Raw genomic sequence first — 24251 nt, forward strand, 5'->3', positions numbered from 1 at the left:
CCCTTTTCGTTATATCTCCCTGAAAACTACACCTGTGATGGTCGGGGCGGTTCGGAGTTTTTATGTCTTTTGATTCCCTTGGCCTGAACCCGGAAATTCTGCGTGCCATCGCAGAGCAGGGCTACGTTGAGCCAACCCCCATCCAGCAGCAGGCGATCCCCGCCGTTCTTCAGGGGCGTGACCTGATGGCCAGCGCCCAGACCGGCACCGGTAAAACCGCGGGCTTTACGCTGCCGCTGTTAGAGCTGCTGGTAAAAAACCAGCCGCACGCCAAAGGCCGTCGTCCGGTTCGTGCGCTGATCCTGACCCCAACCCGTGAGCTGGCGGCGCAGATTGGTGAGAACGTGCGTGACTACAGCCGCTATCTCAACATTCGCTCGCTGGTCGTTTTCGGTGGCGTCAGCATTAACCCGCAGATGATGAAGCTGCGCGGCGGCGTGGACGTGCTGGTGGCAACGCCGGGCCGTCTGCTGGATCTCGAACACCAGAACGCGGTGAAGCTCGATCAGATTGAAATTCTGGTGCTGGATGAAGCTGACCGCATGCTGGATATGGGCTTTATCCACGACATCCGTCGCGTGCTGGCCAAGCTGCCTGCGCGTCGTCAGAACCTGCTGTTCTCTGCCACCTTCTCCGACGAGATCAAGGCGCTGGCAGAAAAGCTGCTGCATAACCCGCTGGAAGTGGAAGTGGCGCGTCGCAACACCGCCTCTGAGCAGGTGACGCAGCACGTTCACTTTGTTGATAAAAAGCGTAAGCGGGAGCTGCTCTCCCAGATGATCGGCCAGGGTAACTGGCAGCAGGTGCTGGTCTTTACCCGCACCAAGCACGGTGCGAACCACCTGGCGGAACAGCTCAATAAAGACGGTATCCGCAGTGCCGCCATCCACGGTAACAAGAGCCAGGGTGCGCGTACCCGTGCGCTGGCGGACTTCAAATCTGGCGACATCCGCGTGCTGGTGGCAACCGACATCGCCGCGCGTGGTCTGGACATTGAAGAGCTGCCGCACGTAGTAAACTACGAGCTGCCAAACGTCCCGGAAGATTACGTTCACCGTATCGGTCGTACCGGCCGCGCGGCGGCAACCGGTGAAGCGCTGTCACTGGTCTGCGTCGATGAACACAAGCTGCTGCGCGACATCGAACGTCTGCTGAAGAAAGAGATCCCACGCATCGAAACCCCGGGCTACGAAGTGGATCCATCCATCAAGGCGGAGCCGATTCAGAACGGTCGCCAGGGTGGCGGTCGTGGTCAGGGCGGCGGTGGTCGCGGTCAGCAGCCGCGTCGTGCTGAAGGCGGCGCGCCGAAATCATCCGGCAAGCCCCCGCGTCGCAACAACGACAGCAAACCGGCCGGCGAAAGTCCGTGGCGCAGCGGCGAAGGGAAACCGGCAGGGGAAGGGCAGCGTCGACGCCGCCCGCGTAAACCTGCTAACCCGCAGTAATCTGGAAGCCCGGTCGTAAAGCCGGGCTTTTCTTTTTGCGGCAGCGAAGAGAAAGTGCCACAATAGTGGCTGTTTATACAGTATTTCAGGTTTTTCGATGGCTTTAACCGCGGCGCTGAAAGCGCAAATTGGCGCATGGTACAAGGCGCTACAACAGCAGATCCCCGACTTTATCCCCCGAGCGCCGCAGCGGCAGATGATTGCTGACGTGGCAAAAACGCTTGCCGGGGACGACGGGCGACATCTGGCGATTGAAGCGCCGACCGGCGTCGGGAAAACCCTGTCATATCTCATTCCCGGTATTGCCATCGCGCGAGAAGAGGACAAAACGCTGGTGGTCAGCACCGCCAACGTGGCCCTGCAGGATCAGATTTTCAGCAAAGATTTGCCGCTGCTGCGCAAAATCATCCCCGACCTGCGCTTTACCGCCGCCTTTGGGCGCGGGCGCTACGTGTGCCCACGTAACCTGGCGGCGCTCGCCAGCAGCGAGCCGAATCAACAGGATCTGCTCGCGTTTCTTGATGACGAGCTGACGCCGAACAATAAGGCCGAGCAGGAGCAGTGTGCAAAACTCAAAGCCGAACTCGACGGCTATAAGTGGGACGGCCTTCGGGATCACACCAGCCAGGCCATCAGCGACGACTTATGGCGCAGGCTCAGCACTGACAAAGCCAGCTGTCTGAACCGCAACTGCCACTACTACCGCGAGTGCCCGTTCTTTGTCGCCCGGCGCGAAATTCAGGAGGCGGAGGTGGTTGTCGCCAACCACGCGCTGGTGATGGCCGCGCTGGAGAGTGAGGCGGTGCTACCGGAGCCCAAAAATCTGCTGCTGGTGCTCGACGAAGGCCATCATCTGCCCGACGTGGCTCGGGACGCGCTGGAGATGAGCGCCGAGATCACCGCGCCCTGGTTCCGCCTGCAGCTGGATCTGTTCTGCAAGCTGGTGGCAACCTGCATGGAGCAGTTCCGCCCGAAAACCACGCCGCCGCTGGCGGTGCCGGAACGGCTAAGCGAGCATTGTGAAGAGGTTTACGGCCTGATCTCCTCGCTCAATAACATCCTCAACCTTTATCTTCCCGCAGCCCAGGAGGCGGAACATCGCTTTGCGATGGGCGAACTGCCAGAAGAGGTGATGGAAATTTGTCAGCAGCTGGCAAAGCACCTTGAAAAGCTGCGCGGGCTGGCGGAGATGTTCTTAAACGATCTGAGCGAGAAAACCGGCACGCATGACGTGGTGCGTCTGCACCGTATTCTGCTACAGATGAACCGCGCGCTGGGCATGTTCGAAGCGCAGAGCAAACTCTGGCGGCTGGCCTCAATGGCGCAGGCATCAGGCGCGCCGGTCACCAAATGGGCCACCCGCGACGTGCGGGACGGGCAGGTGCATCTCTACTTCCACTGCGTGGGCATCCGCGTGGCCGATCAGCTGGAAAAGCTGATCTGGCGCAGCGTGCCGCACGTGGTGGTGACCTCTGCCACGCTGCGTTCTCTGAACAGTTTTTCTCGTTTGCAGGAGATGAGCGGGCTTAAAGAAAAAGCGGGTGACCGCTTTGTGGCGCTGGACTCGCCGTTTAACCACTGCGAGCAGGGCAAGCTGGTCATTCCGCGCATGACGTTTGAGCCGCTGATCGACAACGAAGAACAGCACATTGCGGAAATGGCGGCCTATTTCCGCGAACAGGTCGAGAGTAAAAAATACCCTGGCATGCTGGTGTTATTTGCCAGTGGACGCGCCATGCAGCGTTTTCTGGAACACGTCACCGATCTGCGTTTACTCCTGCTGGTGCAGGGTGACCAGCCGCGTTACAGGCTGGTGGAAACCCACCGTAAACGCATTGATAACGGCGAGCGTAGCGTGCTGGTGGGATTGCAGTCTTTCGCGGAAGGTCTTGACCTGAAAGGCGACTACCTGACGCAGGTCCACATTCATAAAATTGCCTTCCCCCCCATCGACAGCCCGGTGGTGATCACCGAGGGCGAATGGCTGAAAAGCCTTAACCGCTATCCGTTTGAGGTGCAGAGTTTGCCTGCGGCATCGTTTAACCTGATTCAGCAGGTGGGGCGTTTGATTCGAAGCCACGGCTGCTGGGGCGAAGTGGTGATCTACGATAAACGTCTGCTGACCAAAAATTATGGACAGCGGCTGCTCAACGCGCTTCCGGTCTTCCCGATTGAACAGCCGTCGGTACCGGAGATAAAAAAACGCCCGGCAAAACAGGCTGCCGGGCGTCGAAAAAGCATCCGTGCTAAGGGGCGCGGTCCTACTGGTAAGTGAAGGTCACCTGAACGACGCTGCTGAACGTGCCTGCGGTAACAGGCATAGCGGTGGCGTAATAGCGTGCGGCCAGCGGGAAGGTAGCGGTATGGTCGTTCTGGTCAATCAGCGCGTTAAAGCTGGCCTGCGGTGCGATGAGTATATGGTCCTGGCTGTCCGCCAGCTCCAGCGCCAGCCCCTTCGCGCTGCCCGTGTTGGCAAACTTGGTTGGGTGGGTAGCATCCGCCTGACCGTAAAAGAAGGCGGTCGCCAGGGCGAGGGATTTAGGACAATGTGTCACCTTCAGGCTGAAGGTTTTCCACGCGCCGGTATCCCCCACGTCGTGGAATTCACTGGAAGCCGCCTGGCCTAAATCAACGGTTAAATCCTTGCTGGCGCTGTCCACGAGGCAGGTGTTGGCATAAATGTTACCGACCATTTGCAGCTGAATATCGTCAGCCCGGGCCAGACAGGTGAGCGTGCTGGCCAGCGCGGCCAGCACAAAGAGACGTTTCTTCATTTTCATCACTTATAGGCCAGAGTAATGGTGGCGACGGCGTTCGCCGGGCCAGGGGTGACTTCATCTGCCACCTGCAAATAGTTCAGCTTGACCGGGATATCCATCGTCTGGTTGGCATAGGCCAGGGTTTCAGTTTGGGTGTAGGTATCGAACGTTGCCAGCTCGTTGTCGATCGCCATTTCAATCCCGACACCCGTTGCCATGCCATCCTCCGGCGTGAGCTTAAGCACCCCCTGATAACCGGGTACGTAGCCGTCGCTGCTGGTGACCTTAAATTCAGGCTGAACGGTGGAGTTACAGTTCACCGTGATGTTGAACTCCTTCGCGGGCATCGCCAGCGTGCCGACCATGTTGAAATCGCTGACCGGGAAATCGCCCATGTTGACGGTCAGGCTTTTTGGCAGTACGGAGCAGGTGACGTTTTCAAGGTTTACGTTACCGGCATAGCTAACATTGTTGGGTGAACCGATGCCTTCGTGACCAAAAACGCCAATGCCAAAAACGGTCTGGCTTTGATTTAGCGTACCGGATTCTACCGCGGTATCCGTTTTTACCAGCTCCAGCGTGACGTTAAAATCGAACGTCTGGTTGCCGTCAGTTGAGACATAGCCAATAGGCGTGCCGCGGGAGTCGCAGGTGACCCCGCCCGCACCGCTGATGCGCTGACCTTTGTCATTCATCAGCGCAATACCAACCCCCTTCACGCCGGATTCATAGACCCCGGAAAGGCCGGGAATTTCCGTGCCGTAGCCGTAGTAGCAGGAGACGATCTCCAGACCCTTATCTGCAGCATTATCACAGTGGCCCGCGACGTGTACCGTCTGTTCGGTGCCGGGGATGGTCGCGCCGACGGGAAGCGTGGTGGAGACGGAAACCGTGGACAGGTTAATGGTCTTTGGCATATCCGGCGACGTACAGGTGGCTTTTGCATGCGGCATAAACAGCGATGCGGTTGCCAGTATGAGTAAGAAAAAGCATTGTTTTACAAGCTGCATAGGTGAACCTGCTCGGTTGATTACTGACACTGCGCGGCAGCGTTAATAATGTCTGTTTTCTCTTTTTCATCCGTGAGCGTGTATTCCGCAACGCAGTGGTCGCTGGCTTCCTGTCCCCATGAGACGGAGAGCTTGCCGCGATCGGGCATTCCGGAAAGATAGGTTTGGCCATCAGTGCCGACGATAAATTCGCTGTCCTTATCCTCGGTGGTGACCGTTGCGCCGAAGGGCAGCGGCTTCCCGTTGTGCGTCAGCGTCATCAGGACGCGATGACCCACGCGGGTATTGAAGCTTGCCCGCACCACCGCACCGCGGGTTGGCGTGACGATCTGCGAAGCGTGCGTCACGTCAGCCTCGTCAGGCAGCGTTTCGGTATCCAGCGAAATCGTGTTGTGGCGATAGGCGGTAACAAACGGCACCACGGTATAGCCGCGGAAGTCAGTTTCCACGCCCGTCTGGTTGGCGATGTGCGTGCCGCTGGCTCCGGGCGCTTTCACCAGCGCGATGGTCTCGCCCAGCGGCTGGCTCAGCGTCAGGCCGTTAGCGTGGGCTATCATGCCCCCCTGCAGACCGACGTTGGTGGTCCGCTGGTATTTGTCCTGGCTGAAACCGCCACTCACTTCCCCGTAGGTGGCTTTATAATCGGCGTTCAGACTGGTAGAGGTACCGTTCTCTGATGAGTCATAGCCTTCCTGCACGTTCCAGTTAAGGTTGTTCTCCTCCAGCGCCGTCCCGTTCAGGCCCAGCGTGTGCGTGGTGCCGTCTTTATTGTTATTCATGTTGTAGGAGGCCCAGGTGTTGCTCATCCAGCGATCCAGCGGTACCGACACGCTCAGCGCGAACAGGTTATCGTTACTGACCGAATCGCCTTCGTCATCACGGCTGTTGGTGTTTTTGTTGAGGCTATAGCTCATGCTGTAGGTGATTCCCTTCCAGCTGTTGTTATAGCTGACGCTCATCGAGGTCATATCCTGACCCTGGTTCCAGTAGGTCTCTTTGACCAGGCTCAGCGTAAACGATCCCCAGCCTTCGCCGAGGGTTTGATCGATGGTGGCCTCGGTACGCGCGCGGCGCTGCTGCGGTGCTGACCAGTCATCGGCGCGGGTATAGGACTCCATGGTGTCTTCGAGGGTGTAAAACCCTTTACTGTTGTAGCGATAGCCAGCCAGAGCGAAGTTTGTGCCCGTACCCGCGAAATCTTTGCTGTAGCGCAGACGCCAGGATTGCCCCTTGCTGGCCTGCTGTTTTTTGAGCAGCGCTTTGGCGCGCGTCACGTCGACAGAAAACGCGCCAAGATCGCCAAAGTTTTTACCGGTGCCCAGCGCCTGTGACTGATAATGGCTGCTTTGCTGCACGCCACCGTAGGCGGTGAATCCGTACGGCAGGCCATAAATGACACTCCCCTGAGCGAAGGGCGTTTTTTCCACGTCTTTGTCATAAGAGCGGTAGCGCCCGGCAGTGACGCTGTATTTCAGATGCTTTTCGCGCTGGAGGACCGGTACGGAGGCGTAGGGCACCACAAAGTGACGTTCGCTGCCGTCCGTCTCTTTCACGGTGACCTGGAGATCGCCGCTGCTGCCGGTGGGATACAGGTCATTAATTTCAAATGCACCCGGCGCAACGGTATTTTGATAAATCACGTAGCCGTTCTGACGTACCACCACCAGCGCATTACTGTGGGCCGTGCCGCGGATGATCGGGGCATAGCCTTTTTCGCTGTCCGGCAGCATATCGTTGTCGGAGTTCAGCTGCGCGCCGGTATATGGAACGCTGTCAAATACGTCTGCCGGGGAGCTGCTTTGGCCTACGGTCAGGTCGCTTTTTAACGCCACGATATCGCGCTGGGCATAGGTGTAGACCGAGTTAAAGGATTGCTCTTCTTCGTGACCGCTGGTGCTGCGACTCCAGGTGGAGTAGTTGCGCAGGCGCCACGCGCCGACGTTCAGGCCCGGACGCAGGTTAACGTACTGGCTGCTGTTGTCCTGCATGCCCTGCTGACGGGCGTGGCTCTGGCTGGCGCTGGCGCTGTAGTTGAGGATGCCCGCCGTGATCCCCTCATCAAATTCTGTTGGGTCAATATAGCCACGGGGAACCTGACCGAGCGCGGACTGCGGAATGCTCAACAGAAGCTGCTGGTTGCTGACGCGAAATGTCGCCGTCGCCGCCGGTATGGCGTGCAAATCCGCGCATGCGCCCTTCACGGCAAGCTGAGGATAGTCGTCAGTTTTAATACCCAGGCTTTTTAAATCGGACAGAGTAAAGCAGGGCTGAAGGGAATTTTCTCCATTATCCTGCTTTTGCAATATAAAGGTCACGTCGCGGGTATCAATTTTATTATTATTGATAAAGATCGTGACCTGATATTTCCCTGGCGCCTGTCCCGGGCCTTTTTCATAAATGGAGAGATCGGTTTTTCCCTGCTGTGGATTATCCACATCCAACAATGCTGGATTAAAATAATCATCCGCCCGCGTTTGCTGCGAAAAACCCACGGCCGCTAACCCGCATAGCAGGGTCAGCAGCGTAAGCATCCGATAAACGGAAGGCAATTGCCTTCTTGGGGTTGAAGAATAGGTAATCATAAGGTGCGTTATTGGGTACGGTATTAATGCACGGATGCAGAGAGCGTTTTGCTGATGCTGCCGTAATCAGTAATAATTGACCAGGACACGGTTGAACCGCCGGTATGTGCAGGCAACGCAAAATGGGTTTCGGTTTTTGGTACGGCCCAGGTCGCTTTATCGACCTTATGACCGTTAAGGGTGACCGACTGGAAATTCATATAAAACGGCGTCGGGTTGTTAACCACTAAATCATTGCCCTCGCGGTGCCACTCAAGCTGATCCGCGACCGCTTCCGGTTTACCCTTGACGGAGGCCGGGCGGTACATCAGCTTAATGCGCGTGTTAACCGCAATTTGCAGGGTATTGACCCCAGCCACCTTTTTTGAGGAGGGGATGGCTTTTATATTCAGCCAAAACATCGACTCGCGATCTTCAGGCAAATTTCCGCCGGTACGTACGACGCGCAGAACGTTTTCCTGCTTCGCATCAAGACGAAACAGTGGCGGCGTAATCAGAAAGGGAGCTTTGGCCAGGTCTTTACCGCCAGAATCCGCCCAGGATTGCACCAGATAATCCGTTGCATCTGGGTTTGAAATACCGATAGAGGATTCCTTTTTGCCTCCCTGGTAGACCAGGCGCGTGCCGTTAATAATAACGCCTGCATGTGCCGTTGCAGCTACCAGTAAAAGGGTGCTGAGTAAATAACCGTGACGCATAGTTTTTTCTCAAAATAAGGCGGGACTATCTCTTTTTTGCAAAAGGAAATAGTCCCTGGTGAGCAATATCAGTTATAAATAACCGTGAATGTTGAAACAGAGTTTGCCGGACCCGCGGTAATAGTCGCACCGGTTTGAATATATCGCGCGGCAAACTGCAGATCGTATACTGCGGTGCCGGAGGCCAGCGGATACTCTTTTGACGGAGTATATAAACTGACGGGCTGTTCAGAAGAGTCGATCAGCTGAATGGCTACGCCGGTTGCGGCATCTGCATCGGGGGTTAACGCCAGGGTGCTGTTGTTATTGGCATCCGGGGTTCCACCGAAGTTGATTGCCGCCGCCGTAACGGTTTCCGGGCAGTTTTTTAACTCAATATCAAACTTCGTGGCGGTGCTGGTGGAGCCGGCACCGGTAAAGACCGTCTTGGAGACTTTGCCTAATGTCACGTTCAACGGGTTACTTAAACCATTCACAACCTGACAGGCGGAATCGATGATTTCGCCCGTAAAGTTGATCTGTCCTTCACCGTCTGTTGCTGCAAAAGCGGATGCCGAGCAGCCAATCACCGACGCGATAAAAAGACCTAACGCAATCTTGTTCATAATAGTTCCTGGTGTGTGGGTAAAAACGTGCCTAAGGTTTTTGCCCGTTGTCCTCAATGATTTCCGTTCGTTATTTAATCAAAGAATGGATGGATAAGAATCTTCTATAGGCATCACAAATAATTGAATCAGTGCTTGCATAATTTTTTTCTTCGGTAAAACAGATGGCTCTGGCGGTGGGGATAAAAAGCTACCGGGCAGGTTTCATCGGGGATATAGTGTTAACAAGGTGACGTTTTCAGGAGAGATACCGTGGATTATCGTAAAATTATCAAAGAGGTAGGGCGTGGAAAAAACCATGCCCGCGACCTGGATCATGAGACAGCGCGTGCGCTTTACACCCGTATGCTCAACGGTGAGGTTCCCGATCTCGAACTCGGCGGCATTCTTATCGCCCTGCGCATTAAAGGAGAAGGTGAAGCGGAGATGCGCGGCTTTTATGAGGCGATGCAGGCGCAAACGCTGCGTCTGACGCCACCTGTGGCAAAACCGATGCCGATCGTCATTCCCAGCTATAACGGCGCGCGCAAGCAGGCCAACCTGACGCCGCTGCTGGCTATTCTGTTACATAAGCTGGGTTTTCCGGTGGTGGTGCATGGGGTGAGTGAAGATCCGACCCGCGTGCTGACAGAAACGATTTTTGAACTGCTGGGGATCGAACCCACTCTCCACGCCGGGCAGGCGCAGGCGAAGCTCGATAGCCATCAGCCGGTCTATATTCCCGTTAAGGCGCTCTGCCCGCCGCTGGAAAAGCAGCTCGCAATGCGCTGGCGAATGGGCGTGCGTAACAGCGCGCATACGCTGGCGAAGCTGGCCACGCCGTTTGCCGAAAATGCCGCGCTGCGCCTTTCCAGCGTTTCGCACCCGGAATACGTGGGGCGCGTGGGGAAATTCTTTGAAGAGATTGGCGGCAACGCGTTGCTGATGCATGGGACGGAAGGCGAGGTGTACGCTAATCCGCAGCGCTGCCCGCAAATAATGCTGATCGACGCGGCTGGGACGCGTATCGCGCTTGAACGTGGGGAAGAGAACAGCGGCGTTATTCTGCCGGAGGCGAAAGATCCCTACATCACCGCGAAGTGGATTGAACAGTGCCTTGCCGGAAATGTGCCGGTGCCGCAGTCCATCAAGTTACAGATGGCCTGCTGCCTGCTGGCGACCGGGGAAGTTGACACGGTCGAGGCTGGCATGAAACGGGTTGAGGCGGCATTTTAGGCAAAAAAAAGCCCGTCCAGTGGCGGACGGGCAAGCAAGGGTAACAAACAACAGGGTCAATGAGGGTTGGAGCAGCTCACCAGAGGGTTTGGTGAGGGTACAGCATTCATTCAGGCGATTATTTGTAGATAACCGCAGTACCGCTCAGCTTGTTGTTGGTGTTAGCGGAGGTGATGGTGTATCCGCTTGCACCGGCAGCAGCCGCTTTCTCAGCCAGTTTGGCTTCCAGACCGTCCAGCGTGGTCGCGCCTTCTGCACTCACCACACCGATTTTATTCATGCTCTGCGCCTGAGTAGATGAAACAGGCTCTACAGCGAATGCGCCAAAAGACAGAGCGGACAGGGCAACAGCAGCAACAGCATATTTGATGGTTTTCATAATTAATCTCTCGCAGGTTATTCTGTTAAGGGGACGATGTTCCGTCGATGTGATAAGTATCACGTTTTTTCTGCAGAGATAAAATCGAAGAGAATTGACGTGGTTAATCAAAAAAATTGAATGACAAATAACTTATTGATTATTAATAAATTCAAATTACGGCTTTACACTTCTTGTTGATACGCTTTACAGAAGAAAGTTGAATGGCACATTTTGCTACGCGGTTCGCTAAAAAGCGTGAGCGTAAAGGTAAGCATTCGGGCGGTTAACTTAGGTAAAGGAAAGTCAGCGTAACTGGCTGTCTTTCGATCCTCTGCGATTATATCCCGAATGTGAAGCGTTTTTTGAATCTTTATCCTGCTGGCAGGTTATACATAACCTTACCCCGGGAATGGCTTTTTGCCGCGCCTCAGGAATGGGCTCTCCGCACTCTTCGCATTCCGTTAAACTTTCGCCGCGCGGAATTTCGCCGCGAGCGCGCGCAACTGCATCTTCAATCGTACTGTTGATCTGTTCGTTCACGGCATCATCATTTGCCCAACCGGAAGCCATCTTGCCCTCCTGATATCGGTTTAAGCCATAGCGTTAATATGGGGTTAAAAAATGCACAATCAAGGTGAGAGGGGAGACAAACTGCATCTGGCAGGCAGATGCAGTCGGGTGAAAGGAAACACGTTATTTATAGATAGTCGCTGTGCCGTACATATGGTTATCTCCACCTGCGGAGTTCACCACGAAGCCTTTAGCGCCTTCCTGGCGAGCTTTTTCAGCCAGTTTATCCTGAAGATCGTCAAGGTTGCTTGCGCGGCTTACCGAGACGGTACCTGCCGGGCGCAACTGGCTGGTGTCCGTGCTTTGGGTCAGGGACTGAACGGCCATAGCGGAGAAAGAGGCGCTCGCCAGGGTACCGGCGAGAAGAGCAAGGGTCAGATACTTTTTCATAATCACATCCTCATGAGGAAACAACAGGTGATTCCCTTTAAGTTTAGAAGCCTGACGAGTGTGATTTAGCGCAAATATTTGATGATGATCTGCTTATTTTTTGAACGATAAAAGCTGACAATCCGCTGACAGATCATAGACATAAAGGTGTTTGATTTATGGCGGTTTTTTAAGGGTTGCAGAGAAAGATTTACCGTAGAGCCAGCACAAGGTATCTTACGCCGCTGTTTAAAGGAGAATGCCATGACTTCCCAAAAGCCGGGATTGCACCCACGAAATCGCCATCGCAGCCGCTACGACATGAACGCACTGTGCCAGAGTTGTCCGGCGCTGCAGGACTATATTGTCGAGACCCCCGCGGGTGAACCGTCGGTTAACTTTGCCGATCCGCTGGCGGTGAAAACCCTGAACAAGGCGCTGCTGGCGCATTTTTACGGTGTGGCGCACTGGGATATCCCGGAAGGCTTTCTCTGTCCTCCTGTTCCGGGCCGTGCTGATTACGTTCATCACCTTGCCGATCTTCTCGCCGACGATCGTGACGGCGCGATCCCCCAGCAGGCTTCCGTCCTGGATATTGGTACCGGGGCAAACCTGATTTACCCCCTGATTGGCGTGCATGAGTACCACTGGCGCTTTACCGGGAGCGAAATCGGTGCCGAGGCGTTTGCCAGCGCGCAGGCGATAATCAGCGCTAACGCTGGCCTGAGTCGTTCCATTCGTTTGCGTCGCCAGAAGGAGGCGACGTCAATCTTCAATGGCATCATCCACAAAAACGAAAGCTATGACGCCACGATGTGTAATCCGCCATTCCATGATTCGGCGGCAGCGGCCCGTGCAGGCAGCGAGCGCAAACGCCGCAACCTGGGTCAGGCCGAAGATGCCGTGCTGAACTTTGGTGGACAGCAGCAGGAGCTGTGGTGCGAGGGCGGTGAAGTCGCCTTCATCCTGCGGATGATTGCCGAAAGCAAACAGTTTGGTCGCCAGGTGAAATGGTTCACCACGCTGGTTTCCCGCGGAGATAACCTGCCGCCACTCTACCGGGCCCTCACCGAAGCAGGCGCGGTGAAAGTGGTGAAAAAAGAGATGGCGCAGGGCCAGAAGCAGAGCCGCTTTATTGCCTGGTCGTTTATGGATGACAACAAACGCCGCAAATAAGGTGTCCCGCAGGCCGGGTCAGGCGAAGCCCGCCACCCGGCAACACGGCTACAATGTCGGCTCCTGCGGAGGTGGCATTGATGCCGGTGAAGGCAACACCTGATACGTCTGCACCGGCATCCGCACGTTTGCCAGATCAAAGTGTTTTTTCACCATGCTGTCGAGCGCAAAGCGCACCGTCCACTGCTTCAGCGGCTGGGTGGTGAACGACACGCGAAGCGTAAATGCCGTATTCGTCAGCCCGACGATCCCGGCAAATGACGGCTCGCCAATTACCAGGCCGCGAATATCCTCCATCTGCATTAACTCTTCAACGGCGTCCCGCAGCGCCTGCTTCGCTTTGTCCGCATCCTCATGACGATCCACATCGTAGTTCGCCACAACGGAGCCAATGCCGCGCACAAAGTTGGCGAAGGTGGTGATCGATGACCACGGAATAATGTGGTATGCCCCGGTATCCTGACGCACGCCCACCGAACGAATCGACATCCGCTCGACCGTGCCGGTCAGCGGCCCGATGGTTACCAGATCGCCGGTGTTCATTCCGTTCTCAAACTGGATAAAAATGCCGGTAATAATATCCTTCACCAGCGTTTGTGACCCGAAGGAGATCGCCAGTCCCAGCGCACCGGCACCTGCCAGCAGCGGAGCGATGTTTACGCCGATTTCCGACAGCACAATCATGATGGTGATGGTACTGATGATCACCGCCAGCGCATTGCGGAAAAGGGTCAACAGCGTGCGCGCACGGGCGCTGGGGAGCGGTCTGCCGTGAATATCGGACACCAGACGGTTCTCGATAAGGCTCGCCAGCAGCGTCCACCCAACGGCGGAGAAAAACAGAATCAGTGCGATACGAATTAAAATATCAACGGTCTTCTCACCTGCGCCGTTATGCAGCCAGTTCCAGAAATCAAACAGGTTCCACGCATTCAGCAGCAGCATAATCGCCACGCAGACGGTCAGAATGCGCGCCACTTTGAGGGAGACTGACATCCAGCCGTTCACGCGTTTTTGCAGTTCCGGATAATTACGCTGTACGTGCGGGGACAGGGTGATGGTTTTCGAAATCCAGCGCGACAACAGCCCCGACACAAATGCCGCGATGCCGATAATCGCCAGGCTTTTGAACGTCGCCCCCATCATAAATTTGAGGCTATTACCCGGGTCGAACAGTGAGAAGAAGCACAGCACGATGAAATAAGCGCTTGCCAGCCAGTGCCACACCAGCGCGAAGGCGCGAATGAAGAGGCTAAAGAACGACAAAGAACGATCGGCCAGATGCAGCAGACTCTCCGTGATCGCCTTTTTATTGTGGAAGATGAGGTACAGCGACCAGACGGTAATACAGAGCATGATTAACACGTTCGCCAGCGCGCCAAACTGCACGTTCACCTGGTTGGAGATGATCGGCACCGCAACCAGCAGGCCGTAGCCAATCAGGCCGCTGAGCACGCTGAGCCGCACGGCCCAGTATTTCGCGCTGTCATCACTGATATTAAACGGGCGGAGTTCAGGCACGCGCGGGCAAAAGATGACGCGCAGTACCGCTTTAAAAAATTCGATGAGCGCAAACGCGTTCAGAAAGAGCGCCTGCTGGAAGGCAATGGTTTTGTTGCCCGTATTGAGACGGTCCGCCAGCACCTGACCTACAAACAGCGTCAACGCCAGCAGCAGTAAATCAATAATAAAGGCTCCGGCGATCATGGCGGGGAGGTGCAGCCAGCTGTTTTTATGCTGGTTCTTTTTTCGGCCCCAGTAGCCCATCTTGCGGTAAAGCGGCCAGGCACAGAGGCGTACCAGCCAGTAAAAAAGAAATACCGCGCCCGCCAGCATCAAAAACTGGGTGGCGGCGGCGCTAAAGGTTTGCGGGTTAAATGCCTTATGGGGCGATCCCATCAGGTTGCGAAAGAGCTGGGCAAAGCGTGTGGAGAGCGCTTCACCAAAGCGTCGGCTCACGTCGGTGACGTTTTCCAGCACGGTTTTTTGTTCCTCTACCTGCGGCGGGGTGAGGGTAGGAACGGTCTCCTTTGGCGGCGTGGCGGCGGCTTTACGCAGCTGATCGATTAACTCTTTTCGGGAGGCATCGTTTTCAAGCACGTCGGCAAGTGCGCCGTAAGCCGCTTTTTTTTGTTCAACATCCGGTTCCGGGGGCGGCGTACTTTGCTGGGACGCGGTCATTCCGGTGGTCACGCCGGGGATCGCCACGGCGAGGGATGGCGCACTAAACAGGCTTATCAACAGCAGCAGGAACCACGGCACGGCGTCCTCCGACAAAATATCGTGCAAAATGATAAGTATAGAGGGCGCGGGGAGGAGGGGAGTTTTTGGGAACAATCTGGCGTAAAAAAGCCGGGCAAGCCCGGCTCAGCGTGAAGCGTAAGATCAGGAGACGTGCTGCAGGAACTCCTGCAAACGCTGGCTCGGCGGATTAGCAATCAGTTCCTGCGGGTTACCGTCTTCCGCGATACGACCTTTATCGATAAAGATCAGGCGGGACGCGACTTTCTCCGCAAAGCCGATTTCGTGGGTCACGATAACCATCGTCATCCCTTCCTCTGCCAGGTCCTGCATGACTTTCAGCACTTCGTGGCGCAGCTCCGGGTCGAGTGCGGACGTTGGCTCATCAAACAGCATCATCTTCGGCTTCACTGCCAGCGCGCGGGCAATCGCGACGCGCTGCTGTTGACCACCGGAGAGCTCGGAAGGGTAGTGGTGCGCACGTTCTGCCAGACCCACTTTTGCCAGCAGATCTTTTGCCAGCGCTTCCGCCGCCGCTTTGCTGGCACCGCGCACGCGCAGCGGGCCGAACATCACGTTTTCCAGCGCCGTCAGGTGCGGGAACAGGTAGAACTGCTGGAACACCATGCCCGCTTCCTGGCGAATCAGGCGCTCGTCCACTTTCGGGTCATTGACCTTCAGACCGTCGACAATCAGATCGCCGCTGGTGACCTCTTCCAGTTTGTTGATACAGCGCAGCAGAGTGGATTTACCGGAACCGGACGGTCCGATAATGACCACCACTTCACCCTGCGTAATATTCAGATCAATATTGTGCAGCACCTGGGTTGGGCCAAAGTGCTTGGAAACGTTTTTAAATTCAATCACAGGATTTTCATCCTTCTTTCAAGACGACGCAGAACGAAGCTCAGAACCAGAGTAATGATCAGGTAGACAACGGCTACCGCACTCCAGATTTCCAGCGCGCGGAAGTTGCCAGCAATGATCTCCTGCCCCTGACGGGTCAGCTCAGCCACGCCGATAACGATGAACAGCGACGTATCTTTAATACTGATGATCCACTGGTTACCCAGCGGTGGCAGCATGCGACGCAGCGCCAGCGGAAGAATGACGTGGCGGATCGTTTCGCGACGCGAAAGGCCCAGCGCCAGACCCGCTTCACTGAAACCTTTATGAATCGACAGCACCGCACCGCGGGTGATTTCCGCAATGTAGGCGCCCGAGTTGATCATAATGGTCACGACGGCTGCGCTGAACGGATCGATACGCAGGTCGGTGAAGGCCATTGGCAGGGCGAAGTAGATGAACATGACCTGCACGACAATCGGGGTGCCGCGGATCACTTCGATGAAAACCAGTGCGATGTGGTTTGCAATCCAGCCGCCGTAGGTGCGGGCGAAACCGGCGACAAGACCGATAATCAACCCGCCCACCAGACCCAGGACCGAAATCCACAGGGTCATTTTAGCGCCTTCAAGCAAGAGTGGAATGGCAGGCCAGATGGCGCTCCAGTCAAACTGCATGATGTATTCCTGTATACCGTGGTGAAAAACGAAAAATGTAGGCCCGGTAAACGTCAGCGCCACCGGGCGTTACAAACCTGATTTCAGGTGAAATTATTTAGGCTCAGTACCGAACCATTTTTTGTAGATTTCGTTATACGTGCCGTTCTCTTTCAGCGTTTTCAGCGCGCCGTTCACTTTCGTACGCAGATCGTCGCTGCCTTTCGGGAATGCGATACCGTACTGCTGTGCTTCCAGAGAGTCGCCTACCGCTTTGAACTTGCCGTTACCTGCGGTTTTGATGAAGTACAGGATGTTCGGTGTGTCGTGCAGAACAGCGTCAGCACGGTTGGTGCCGAGTTCCATGTACGCGTTGTCGATGTTCGGGAACTGACGCAGGTCTTTGGTTTTAATGTTCGCTTTTGCGTAATCCACGGAACCGGTACCGCCCTTCACTGCGACAACTTTACCGTCGAGGTCTTTCACGCTTTTGACGTCATTGTTATCGGCTTTGACCATGACCAGCAGACCACTTTTGTAGTAACCGTCAGAGAAGTCGATCGCTTTTTTACGCTCTTCGGTGATGGTGATACCCGCCAGGGCCAGATCAACGTTTTTGGTTTGCAGTGCCGGGATGATGCCGCTGAAGTCCATTGGCTTCAGGGTGTAATCCAGTTTGAGTTCTTTTGCGATAGCGGCCCACAAATCAACATCGAAACCAACGTATTTATCACCCTGTTTGAATTCAAACGGAACGAACGCCGTGTCGGTCGCCACAACCAGTTTGTCGGCAGCCTGAGAGGACACCGCAAAAGCCAGGGTAAGTGCAGCCAGTGAAACTTTTAATACAGACTTCATAGCATTTCCTTTTATATCCACGGGGCGATCCCCTGAGAGAACGACAGGCACAATGAAAAAATCGTGCCAACTTTACAAGCTGTTGTTTTGCAAAGGGGATGGAGTCATGCATTGCACAAAAAACGGGGCAATGATGTTGTGTTGCACCATGATGGAGCACCATTTTGGTGCGCGTCGTTTGGCTCAACTGACGGGGAGATATTTAGCGTAAATTCTGACGAAAAAACAATCTTCCATTAACGGTTGTGTGAGGTGATTATTACAATTTCTTCACTTTTGCACCGTATCAGGCCAAAAGTGTGCACCATAGATGTGCAAAACCCTCACCGGAAGGCGAGGGTTCGATAGAAAAATCGTATGGATTACTCGATGTTAGATTCGATAAACCACAGGAACTGATCCAGATCGCGGGAGGCGGCGGTGAAGATATCTGCCGTATCCTCATCTTTGGCTTCGCTAATCGCTTTGCGCACGTCATTGGCCACAATCGCGTAACGGTCTGCCAGCTCTTTCAGGTGATCCTGCACGGTATGGATATCCAGCGGGTAGCTTTTCAGTGGCGTTTTACTGTTAATCACCTGCGTGGTACCCAGCGCAACACCACCCAACTGTACGGCACGTTCAGCCATCGTATCGAGGTGTGTCACCAGTGCTGTGCGGAAGCCATCCAGCATTTCATGAACGGCAATAAAGTTTGCACCGCGCATATTCCAGTGGGCCTGTTTGGTGATCAGCGAAAGATCGATGAACTGGATCACCTGGCGATTCAGCAACTCAATGGTCGCTTTTTTGTCGCTATCCGATACATCGTTACGGGTATAAAGCAGATTAGACGCTTTCGTTTTCACCAGTTTAGCGGTACTCATAATCTCATATCCTCTTGATGTTAATGTCCCAGGTAATTACGGAACTAAGTATAGCACCGGATTTTTTCTCTGCGGTCTGGCTGTGCCTATCGGTTTAATAGCAAGAAGGAGGTTGATAATATAATTTACTGATATAAATAGATTATTTCAGAATTGATACAGATCAATCTTAATTGAGGACAGAGAAAACAGGCCTGGCAGGATATTTCGATAATATGACAAAGTATGTAAGAAATTATAACGCCTGACGATCTGGCCTTTATTCTGCATGGCCAGAAAGCCATGCAGAATATATGGCATCAGTTGATGTCGATTTTCTCAACTTTGGGTTCCGGGCGCATGGTGAGCGTTGACCCCATTGAGGCTGCAATAATAGAGCAGAGTGCCAGCGTCTGGGTAAACGTCAGCGTTTCGCCAAGGAATACCATTCCGGAGATTGCCGCCAGGGCAGGCTCCATGCTCATCAGGGTGCCAAAAATGCGTGTCGGCAGACGCGTCAGGGCGATCATCTCCAGAGAATAGGGGAGCGCCGTTGAGAGCACTGCGACCGCCAGCCCAATGGGCATAACTGACCATTGCCAGATAGACGCCGTGGCCTGCGCCATACCGATCGGCACAAAAACGATAGCCGCAATCACGGAACCCAGGGCGACCGTTGCCGGGCCATGTTCTTCGCCAGCGCGCTGCCCGGTGAGGATATAAACGGCCCAGCAGGCACCGGCTCCGAGAGCCAGCGCGGCACCCGTAAGATCAATCTCAGTGACATTCTGGCCGAGCGGCAACAGGAACCATAAGCCCAGCACCGCTAATACGACCCAGATAAAATCCACCGGACGACGGGAAGAGAAAAGTGCCACCGCCAGCGGACCGGTAAACTCCAGCGCGACGGCGATCCCGAGGGGGATGGTCTGGATGGAGAGGTAGAACATATAGTTCATCGCCCCAAGGGACAGACCATAAAACAGCAGGGGGAGACGTTGCTCTTTTTTGAAGCGCAGACGCCAGGGTTTGAAAATGGCAACCAGTATCGCCGTGCCCAGCACGATACGCAGGGCCGTCACCCCGGGTGCCCCTACCAGTGGAAAGAGCGATTTTGCCAGTGAGGCACCGCTTTGAATGGACAACATGGCAATGAGTATGACTGCTACCGGCAACCAGACCGACGACGTGCGGGATAACCCAGGCATCCTTTCTCCTGTCAGCTTCTGTCAAATGAAGTAAAGGTTGCAGTGTAAAGGAAATATACAGCGACGGTTGAGACTCTGTTGAAAAAAAAGCCCCATGAAATCCGTAAAATGGTTAACTACTGCTGGATTAATCATCTTAAAGATTAGGAATAATCTGGATGAATGTAACAGCACAGACGCGCAATATGGGCGTTTTGTAGGAAAAATCGCATGTGATTTGAAAGAGTTAGCTGAGGTTGGAAACGTTCTGTTACAGGAAAGACCTCGTTAGACATCACGAATCACAAAGAGTTTCGCAAAATTTTTTGATATATTTAAAACTTACGGACTTACTTGAAGCACATTTGAGGTGGTTATGAAAAAAATTGCATGTCTTTCAGCACTGGCCGCTGTACTGGCTGTTTCCGCAGGTACCGCTGTAGCGGCTACTTCTACTGTAACCGGTGGTTACGCTCAGAGCGATATGCAGGGCGTAATGAACAAAACTAACGGTTTCAACCTGAAGTATCGTTACGAGCAGGATAACAACCCGCTGGGCGTGATCGGTTCTTTCACCTACACCGAGAAAGATCGTACTGAAAACGGCGCGTACAACAAAGGCCAGTACTACGGTATCACTGCTGGTCCAGCTTACCGTCTGAATGACTGGGCAAGCATCTACGGTGTTGTAGGTGTTGGCTACGGTAAATTCCAGCAGACCGAAAACCAGGGTCTGAACCGCACTGCAAGCACCAGCGACTACGGCTTCTCCTATGGCGCAGGCCTGCAGTTCAACCCAATCCAGGACGTTGCTCTGGACTTCTCCTATGAGCAGAGCCGTATCCGCAACGTTGACGTTGGCACCTGGATCGCGGGCGTAGGTTACCGCTTCTAATCACTCCGGTGATCGAATAAAAAATCCGCCCAATGTGGCGGATTTTTTTTGTTTGTTCCCTCTCCCCGTGGGAGAGGGTCAGGGTGAGGGCATCAGTCTGACGGCAGAAATCACTTACTCTTAATATCAAAAATATCCGTACCCAGATGGTTATAGTCAACTTTCTGTAACTTGAAGTTGGTAACGTACACTGGGGGCGCTTTCTTGTTGGAGATAAACGGATACGCATTTTTTATCTCTTCGGCTTTAATCCCCGTCCACTGAGAGAAGAACTGCAGGAAATCATTCGCCGAACGGCGCGCTTTAATCACGCGATGCGTTTTATCATCACTCGACAGCACCATAAACGGTACCTGGAAGTTCTGCTGGAACTTGTCGTCATGGGCCAGGTATTGCACTTCTTTGCCACGCTCTTTAAACGCCAGCCCGTGATCCGAGAAATAGACCACAGAGAAACTGTCGCCCGTATTGCGCAACTGATCGTACAGCTTGCTGAGCAGATCGTCGGTTTGCGTCATGGTATAGAGATAACAAGAGGTCTCTTTGGACTGCACGAAATCCGCGTATTTCCCGTCAGTGCGATCGCAGGCCTGCGGGTGTGAGCCCATCAGGTGAAGGACAATCAGCTGAGGCTGGGTGCGTGGTGTGGCAAACACCTGCGCCGTCATTTTCAGCAACGCTTCGTCTTTCGTATTTTTGTCGGCCTCAAAGTCACCGCTCTTCAGGAACTGCACTTCGTCAGCACGCTTCGCGATACTGGCGATGGCCGTATCGTATTCGCCAATTTGCCCCTGATTAGAGAACCACCATGTCTGGAAACCTGCGCGGTTTGCCAGGGTAACAAAGTTATCCTGGTACTGGGGTTTGCCCTCTACCACACGGTTTAGCGTCAGACCCAGCGATTTCTGCGTCGAGCCACTGGCCGCGACATAATCAGTAAACAGGGTGCCATTGACCGAGCTGGCAAACGGCGTGTTATTCCAGTGTCCGCCGAATGCGCCCATTGCGTCGCGACGGGCACTCTCGCCGATCACTACCACGTAGGTATGGTATTTCGGCTTCACCGCCAGCACGTTCCAGGTGTCTTTCTTATTGGAAAGTTCAGCCATGCGGGCCTGCTCGTCGAGCACTTCTCTGTTATTCACGACAACGTCTTTCACGAAGCGGAAAACCGGATAGCCTACGTTAATGAGCCTTAACTTACCGTCCCAGGGAATATTCTGGATGGGGGCGACGAACGCCACGGCAATACTGAATACCAGACAAAGAATTTCGATCTTGCCCCAGGACTTTTTCTCAACTGACTGACGGCGGAGGGCAATAACCCCCAGCGCGAAGATAAAGAGCCCTACCACGTAGCTATACCACGGGAAGATGGTCAGGATCTCCGTCGACTCTTCCATATTGGTCGAGTGCAGCGCGAGCAGGGTATTAAAGTTTGGCGAGCCATAAGCCTGGCCAAACGGGAAATAGAGGGCAGCGACCAGCGAACAGATTCCAATCAGCGTTTTTTGCACGCGCGGAGCGGCCCGCCACAGCACATGCAGAATGCAGGTGAACGCCACCGCATACAGCAGGCTGAAGGGATAGCCGAGTGCAAAGTTAATCAGCAATGACTGCAAAAAATAAAACGCCGTCCACGGGCTTAAGGCCCGGCTACGGGTAACGACAGAATCTATCAGGGTTAAATTCATAGGTCACTATCATGGATAAAAACGCCATGTGCTCACCCTGGCGTCAAGGGTCATAACCTGCCTGACAGTGCGTAGAAAGGGAATGAGGGTCCGCTTCAGCGAGCCGCAAATAGTGCAGGGCTGCAAGAAGATAGTGCGAGCGCAAAATAATAGCAACAGTTGCTCAACAGATGTTTTGCGAAGAGGATTGCAAATCCGTAAAAAAGATCGGGAATAGGGCGGCCGGAAGCCAGTTTACAGCAGGAATGTGACGCAGAGATGAAGCGGCGTACCGCAACGCCGCTTAGTGGGAAGGTTTGTCGTCCTGATGCGGTTTGTTGTTAAACATATCGCACAGCATGTTCAACAGCATCAAGCGCACTTTAAAGGGAGAGTGGGTAAACACGGTCATACACCTCTTGAATTCGTTCATAAGACCTCCTGATTTTTGATCCCTTCGATCCGTGAAGGGTGACTGCATTACATACAGATATAGCACAGGCTATATTGTATAGCTATGGCTATTTCGTTAATTTTTTGTGCTTGCAGAGGGATGGTTTACAATGTGCGCTCTCGATACCGGGCGCTGGAAGCGTCACCCCACTGAGGAAGTACAATGAACCGTCGCGCAGGTAAGCCAACAATCAGAAAAACGACGCAGCTGGTGAATGTTGAAGAACATGTCGAAGGGTTTCGCCAGGTCCGTGAAGCGCACCGTCGTGAACTGATTGATGACTATGTTGAGCTGATTTCCGATCTGATCCGTGAAGTCGGGGAAGCGCGGCAGGTCGATATGGCCGCCAGACTGGGGGTATCACAGCCGACAGTGGCTAAAATGTTAAAACGTCTGGCTTCGGTGGGCTTAATTGAAATGATCCCCTGGCGCGGTGTATTTCTGACGCCGGAAGGGGAGAAGCTTGCGCAGGAGAGCCGCGAGCGTCACCAGTTGGTCGAGAACTTTTTACTGGTACTGGGCGTTAGCCCGGAGATTGCCCGCCGGGATGCGGAAGGAATGGAGCACCACGTAAGTGAAGAGACGCTGGTGAAGTTTCGTGAATTTACCCTTAAATACGGTCCCTCCGCTGAATGAAAATCCCCGGACTGCATGCCCTGGCACGCGATCGTTTCTTCCATCTCTTATTAATCATTGGCGCAGGGTTAAGCCTCTTTGTGCCGTTTGCGCCCCGCGCCTGGGTTGCCGCCATTGACTGGCGCACCATCATTACCCTGAGTGGGTTAATGATGCTGACCAAAGGGGTTGAGCTGAGCGGCTATTTTGACGTGCTGGGCCGTAAAATGGTGCGCCGTTTTGCCACCGAGCGCAGGCTGGCGCTGTTTATGGTCTTCTCCGCTGCGGTGCTGTCGACGTTTCTGACTAACGATGTGGCACTGTTTATCATCGTGCCCCTCACGCTGACGCTACGCAGGCTTTGCGAGATCCCGGTCAGCCGGCTGATCATCTTTGAAGCGCTGGCCGTGAACGCCGGTTCTCTGTTGACCCCTATCGGCAACCCGCAAAATATCCTGCTCTGGGGGCGGTCCGGCCTGTCGTTTGCCGCCTTTACCTGGCAGATGGCCCCGCTGGCACTGGTGATGATGCTGTCGCTACTGGCGGTATGCTGGTTTGCTTTTCCGGATAAAAAACTGCAGTACCATAGCGGAACCGCGGGCCCGCAGTGGCAGCCGCGTCTGGTCTGGAGCTGCCTCGGGTTGTACATCGTCTTTCTCATCGCGCTGGAACTGAAGGTTGAGCTGGCGGGTGTACTGCTGGTCGCCGCAGGCTTTGTCGTGCTGGCACGCCGGGTGCTGGTGAGCGTGGACTGGACGCTGCTGCTGGTCTTTATGGCGATGTTTATTGATGTGCATCTTCTTATCCAGCTTCCGGTGCTGCAAAACGTGTTGCACAGCGTCAGCACGCTGTCTCAGCCGGGTCTGTGGCTGACGGCCATTGGCCTGTCGCAGTTTATCAGCAACGTGCCTTCCACCATTCTGCTGCTCAACTATGTTCCGCCTGACACCCTTCTGGCCTGGGCGGTGAACATTGGCGGGTTTGGGCTGCTGCCCGGCTCGCTGGCAAACCTCATCGCCCTGCGTATGGCCAGCGATCGTCGTATCTGGTGGCGCTTCCATCTCTGGTCCCTCCCCATGCTGGTGTGGGCTGCGGCGATCGGTTTCGGATTATTCCTTCTCATATAGTGCGCAATTTGTCAGTTTTTCCTGGCAAACGTATAGCAACGTCCTAGCTTTAGTGAACGGCATA

At 54.5% G+C, this 24251-nt stretch carries 23 protein-coding genes; 7 read left to right on the forward strand and 16 right to left on the reverse strand.

Going from position 1 to position 24251, the window contains the following annotated elements:
* Positions 1 to 62 precede the first annotated feature (62 nt).
* Together rhlE and dinG are read left to right on the forward strand one after the other, a co-directional pair.
* Entirely contained in the window at positions 63 to 1445 is a 1383-nt protein-coding gene (gene rhlE, locus L383_RS21340) for an ATP-dependent RNA helicase RhlE (RefSeq protein ID WP_023332460.1), read from the forward strand.
* 97 nt (positions 1446 to 1542) lie between these two features.
* A complete protein-coding gene (gene dinG / locus L383_RS21335; RefSeq protein WP_023332461.1) occupies positions 1543 to 3720 on the forward strand; it encodes an ATP-dependent DNA helicase DinG in 2178 nt (725 codons plus the stop codon).
* Here dinG and L383_RS21330 read toward each other — a convergent pair.
* The 5 genes from L383_RS21330 to L383_RS21310 form a co-directional block, all read right to left on the reverse strand.
* Complete coding sequence (locus tag L383_RS21330) at positions 3707 to 4225, reverse strand: fimbrial protein (RefSeq protein WP_023332462.1); 519 nt, start codon at positions 4223 to 4225, stop codon at positions 3707 to 3709. The two genes, dinG and L383_RS21330, sit on opposite strands and share 14 nt — an antisense overlap.
* Complete coding sequence (locus tag L383_RS21325) at positions 4225 to 5214, reverse strand: fimbrial protein (protein WP_023332463.1); 990 nt, start codon at positions 5212 to 5214, stop codon at positions 4225 to 4227. Before L383_RS21325 ends, L383_RS21330 begins: the two co-directional genes overlap by 1 nt.
* 20 nt (positions 5215 to 5234) lie before the next feature.
* Positions 5235 to 7745 (reverse strand): fimbria/pilus outer membrane usher protein, encoded by a 2511-nt coding sequence (locus L383_RS21320; RefSeq protein ID WP_047345016.1) that lies wholly within the window; start codon positions 7743 to 7745, stop codon positions 5235 to 5237.
* A 74-nt stretch (positions 7746 to 7819) separates the two neighbouring features.
* Positions 7820 to 8494 carry a fimbrial biogenesis chaperone gene (locus L383_RS21315; RefSeq protein WP_023332465.1) on the reverse strand — a complete coding sequence of 225 codons (675 nt, stop codon included), beginning with the start codon at positions 8492 to 8494 and terminating at the stop codon, positions 7820 to 7822.
* A 68-nt stretch (positions 8495 to 8562) separates the two neighbouring features.
* The gene (locus tag L383_RS21310; protein ID WP_023332466.1) at positions 8563 to 9099 is read right to left on the reverse strand and encodes a fimbrial protein; all 537 of its coding nucleotides are present in this window, start codon (positions 9097 to 9099) and stop codon (positions 8563 to 8565) included.
* A 252-nt stretch (positions 9100 to 9351) separates the two neighbouring features.
* On the opposite strand from L383_RS21310, the gene ybiB reads away from it, so the two are divergent.
* On the forward strand, positions 9352 to 10314 hold the full coding sequence (ybiB, locus tag L383_RS21305; RefSeq protein WP_023332467.1) for a DNA-binding protein YbiB: 963 nt from the start codon (positions 9352 to 9354) through the stop codon (positions 10312 to 10314).
* Between the two features lie 118 nt (positions 10315 to 10432).
* On the opposite strand, the gene ybiJ is transcribed toward ybiB, so the two are convergent.
* The 3 genes from ybiJ to mcbA all read right to left on the reverse strand — a co-directional run bounded on the left by ybiJ (position 10433) and on the right by mcbA (position 11635).
* Entirely contained in the window at positions 10433 to 10693 is a 261-nt protein-coding gene (gene ybiJ, locus L383_RS21300) for a DUF1471 family protein YbiJ (RefSeq protein WP_014883102.1), read from the reverse strand.
* Positions 10694 to 10978: 285 nt separating this feature from the next.
* Positions 10979 to 11245 carry a DksA/TraR family C4-type zinc finger protein gene (locus tag L383_RS21295; RefSeq protein WP_014883103.1) on the reverse strand — a complete coding sequence of 89 codons (267 nt, stop codon included), beginning with the start codon at positions 11243 to 11245 and terminating at the stop codon, positions 10979 to 10981.
* 123 nt (positions 11246 to 11368) lie between these two features.
* Positions 11369 to 11635 carry a DUF1471 family periplasmic protein McbA gene (gene mcbA / locus L383_RS21290; protein WP_014883104.1) on the reverse strand — a complete coding sequence of 89 codons (267 nt, stop codon included), beginning with the start codon at positions 11633 to 11635 and terminating at the stop codon, positions 11369 to 11371.
* Between the two features lie 243 nt (positions 11636 to 11878).
* Here mcbA and rlmF point away from each other — a divergent pair, with 243 nt between their 5' ends.
* The gene (rlmF, locus tag L383_RS21285) at positions 11879 to 12790 is read left to right on the forward strand and encodes a 23S rRNA (adenine(1618)-N(6))-methyltransferase RlmF (RefSeq protein ID WP_023332468.1); all 912 of its coding nucleotides are present in this window, start codon (positions 11879 to 11881) and stop codon (positions 12788 to 12790) included.
* Positions 12791 to 12838: 48 nt separating this feature from the next.
* Here the strand turns inward: rlmF and ybiO are convergent, their stop codons facing one another.
* The 6 genes from ybiO to rhtA form a co-directional block, all read right to left on the reverse strand.
* The gene (ybiO, locus tag L383_RS21280) at positions 12839 to 15052 is read right to left on the reverse strand and encodes a mechanosensitive channel protein (RefSeq protein WP_023332469.1); all 2214 of its coding nucleotides are present in this window, start codon (positions 15050 to 15052) and stop codon (positions 12839 to 12841) included.
* A 123-nt stretch (positions 15053 to 15175) separates the two neighbouring features.
* Complete coding sequence (gene glnQ / locus L383_RS21275) at positions 15176 to 15898, reverse strand: glutamine ABC transporter ATP-binding protein GlnQ (protein WP_014883107.1); 723 nt, start codon at positions 15896 to 15898, stop codon at positions 15176 to 15178.
* The gene (glnP, locus tag L383_RS21270; protein ID WP_003858462.1) at positions 15895 to 16554 is read right to left on the reverse strand and encodes a glutamine ABC transporter permease GlnP; all 660 of its coding nucleotides are present in this window, start codon (positions 16552 to 16554) and stop codon (positions 15895 to 15897) included. The genes glnQ and glnP overlap by 4 nt, the downstream gene beginning before the upstream one ends.
* A gap of 93 nt (positions 16555 to 16647) precedes the next feature.
* On the reverse strand, positions 16648 to 17391 hold the full coding sequence (gene glnH, locus L383_RS21265) for a glutamine ABC transporter substrate-binding protein GlnH (RefSeq protein WP_014883108.1): 744 nt from the start codon (positions 17389 to 17391) through the stop codon (positions 16648 to 16650).
* A gap of 362 nt (positions 17392 to 17753) precedes the next feature.
* Positions 17754 to 18257 (reverse strand): DNA starvation/stationary phase protection protein Dps, encoded by a 504-nt coding sequence (gene dps / locus L383_RS21260; RefSeq protein ID WP_008501171.1) that lies wholly within the window; start codon positions 18255 to 18257, stop codon positions 17754 to 17756.
* 299 nt (positions 18258 to 18556) lie between these two features.
* Positions 18557 to 19444 (reverse strand): threonine/homoserine exporter RhtA, encoded by an 888-nt coding sequence (rhtA, locus tag L383_RS21255; protein WP_014883109.1) that lies wholly within the window; start codon positions 19442 to 19444, stop codon positions 18557 to 18559.
* 355 nt (positions 19445 to 19799) lie between these two features.
* Between rhtA and ompX the strand changes: the two genes are divergently transcribed.
* Positions 19800 to 20318: an outer membrane protein OmpX gene (ompX, locus tag L383_RS21250; RefSeq protein WP_014883110.1), complete on the forward strand. Its 519-nt coding sequence runs from the start codon at positions 19800 to 19802 to the stop codon at positions 20316 to 20318.
* A gap of 110 nt (positions 20319 to 20428) precedes the next feature.
* Here ompX and L383_RS21245 read toward each other — a convergent pair whose 3' ends face one another.
* The gene (locus L383_RS21245; RefSeq protein ID WP_014883111.1) at positions 20429 to 22012 is read right to left on the reverse strand and encodes a phosphoethanolamine transferase; all 1584 of its coding nucleotides are present in this window, start codon (positions 22010 to 22012) and stop codon (positions 20429 to 20431) included.
* Positions 22013 to 22295: 283 nt separating this feature from the next.
* The gene (gene mntS / locus L383_RS21240) at positions 22296 to 22424 is read right to left on the reverse strand and encodes a manganase accumulation protein MntS (RefSeq protein WP_014831181.1); all 129 of its coding nucleotides are present in this window, start codon (positions 22422 to 22424) and stop codon (positions 22296 to 22298) included.
* Positions 22425 to 22607: 183 nt separating this feature from the next.
* Here mntS and mntR point away from each other — a divergent pair, with 183 nt between their 5' ends.
* Positions 22608 to 23081 carry a manganese-binding transcriptional regulator MntR gene (gene mntR / locus L383_RS21235; RefSeq protein WP_014169260.1) on the forward strand — a complete coding sequence of 158 codons (474 nt, stop codon included), beginning with the start codon at positions 22608 to 22610 and terminating at the stop codon, positions 23079 to 23081.
* Positions 23078 to 24187, forward strand: a complete 1110-nt coding sequence (locus L383_RS21230; protein ID WP_023332471.1) for an anion transporter — start codon at positions 23078 to 23080, stop codon at positions 24185 to 24187. Before mntR ends, L383_RS21230 begins: the two co-directional genes overlap by 4 nt.
* Positions 24188 to 24251: the final 64 nt, after the last annotated feature.

Source organism: Enterobacter sp. MGH 37 (genome assembly GCF_000534515.1).
Taxonomy (GTDB): domain Bacteria; phylum Pseudomonadota; class Gammaproteobacteria; order Enterobacterales; family Enterobacteriaceae; genus Enterobacter; species Enterobacter kobei.

Excerpts from the sequence above, each read along its gene's own strand:
- mntS (WP_014831181.1), bottom strand. The coding sequence starts at position 22,424 with ATGAACGAATTCAAGAGGTGTATGACCGTGTTTACCCACTCTCCCTTT.
- glnP (WP_003858462.1), bottom strand. The coding sequence starts at position 16,554 with ATGCAGTTTGACTGGAGCGCCATCTGGCCTGCCATTCCACTCTTGCTT.
- L383_RS21330 (WP_023332462.1), bottom strand. The coding sequence starts at position 4,225 with ATGAAAATGAAGAAACGTCTCTTTGTGCTGGCCGCGCTGGCCAGCACG.
- L383_RS21320 (WP_047345016.1), bottom strand. The coding sequence starts at position 7,745 with ATGCTTACGCTGCTGACCCTGCTATGCGGGTTAGCGGCCGTGGGTTTT.
- rhlE (WP_023332460.1), top strand. The coding sequence starts at position 63 with ATGTCTTTTGATTCCCTTGGCCTGAACCCGGAAATTCTGCGTGCCATC.
- rhtA (WP_014883109.1), bottom strand. The coding sequence starts at position 19,444 with ATGCCTGGGTTATCCCGCACGTCGTCGGTCTGGTTGCCGGTAGCAGTC.
- mcbA (WP_014883104.1), bottom strand. The coding sequence starts at position 11,635 with ATGAAAAAGTATCTGACCCTTGCTCTTCTCGCCGGTACCCTGGCGAGC.
- rlmF (WP_023332468.1), top strand. The coding sequence starts at position 11,879 with ATGACTTCCCAAAAGCCGGGATTGCACCCACGAAATCGCCATCGCAGC.
- L383_RS21295 (WP_014883103.1), bottom strand. The coding sequence starts at position 11,245 with ATGGCTTCCGGTTGGGCAAATGATGATGCCGTGAACGAACAGATCAAC.
- L383_RS21325 (WP_023332463.1), bottom strand. The coding sequence starts at position 5,214 with ATGCAGCTTGTAAAACAATGCTTTTTCTTACTCATACTGGCAACCGCA.
- ybiJ (WP_014883102.1), bottom strand. The coding sequence starts at position 10,693 with ATGAAAACCATCAAATATGCTGTTGCTGCTGTTGCCCTGTCCGCTCTG.
- dps (WP_008501171.1), bottom strand. The coding sequence starts at position 18,257 with ATGAGTACCGCTAAACTGGTGAAAACGAAAGCGTCTAATCTGCTTTAT.
- L383_RS21230 (WP_023332471.1), top strand. The coding sequence starts at position 23,078 with ATGAAAATCCCCGGACTGCATGCCCTGGCACGCGATCGTTTCTTCCAT.
- L383_RS21310 (WP_023332466.1), bottom strand. The coding sequence starts at position 9,099 with ATGAACAAGATTGCGTTAGGTCTTTTTATCGCGTCGGTGATTGGCTGC.
- L383_RS21245 (WP_014883111.1), bottom strand. The coding sequence starts at position 22,012 with ATGAATTTAACCCTGATAGATTCTGTCGTTACCCGTAGCCGGGCCTTA.
- L383_RS21315 (WP_023332465.1), bottom strand. The coding sequence starts at position 8,494 with ATGCGTCACGGTTATTTACTCAGCACCCTTTTACTGGTAGCTGCAACG.
- ompX (WP_014883110.1), top strand. The coding sequence starts at position 19,800 with ATGAAAAAAATTGCATGTCTTTCAGCACTGGCCGCTGTACTGGCTGTT.
- mntR (WP_014169260.1), top strand. The coding sequence starts at position 22,608 with ATGAACCGTCGCGCAGGTAAGCCAACAATCAGAAAAACGACGCAGCTG.
- glnH (WP_014883108.1), bottom strand. The coding sequence starts at position 17,391 with ATGAAGTCTGTATTAAAAGTTTCACTGGCTGCACTTACCCTGGCTTTT.
- dinG (WP_023332461.1), top strand. The coding sequence starts at position 1,543 with ATGGCTTTAACCGCGGCGCTGAAAGCGCAAATTGGCGCATGGTACAAG.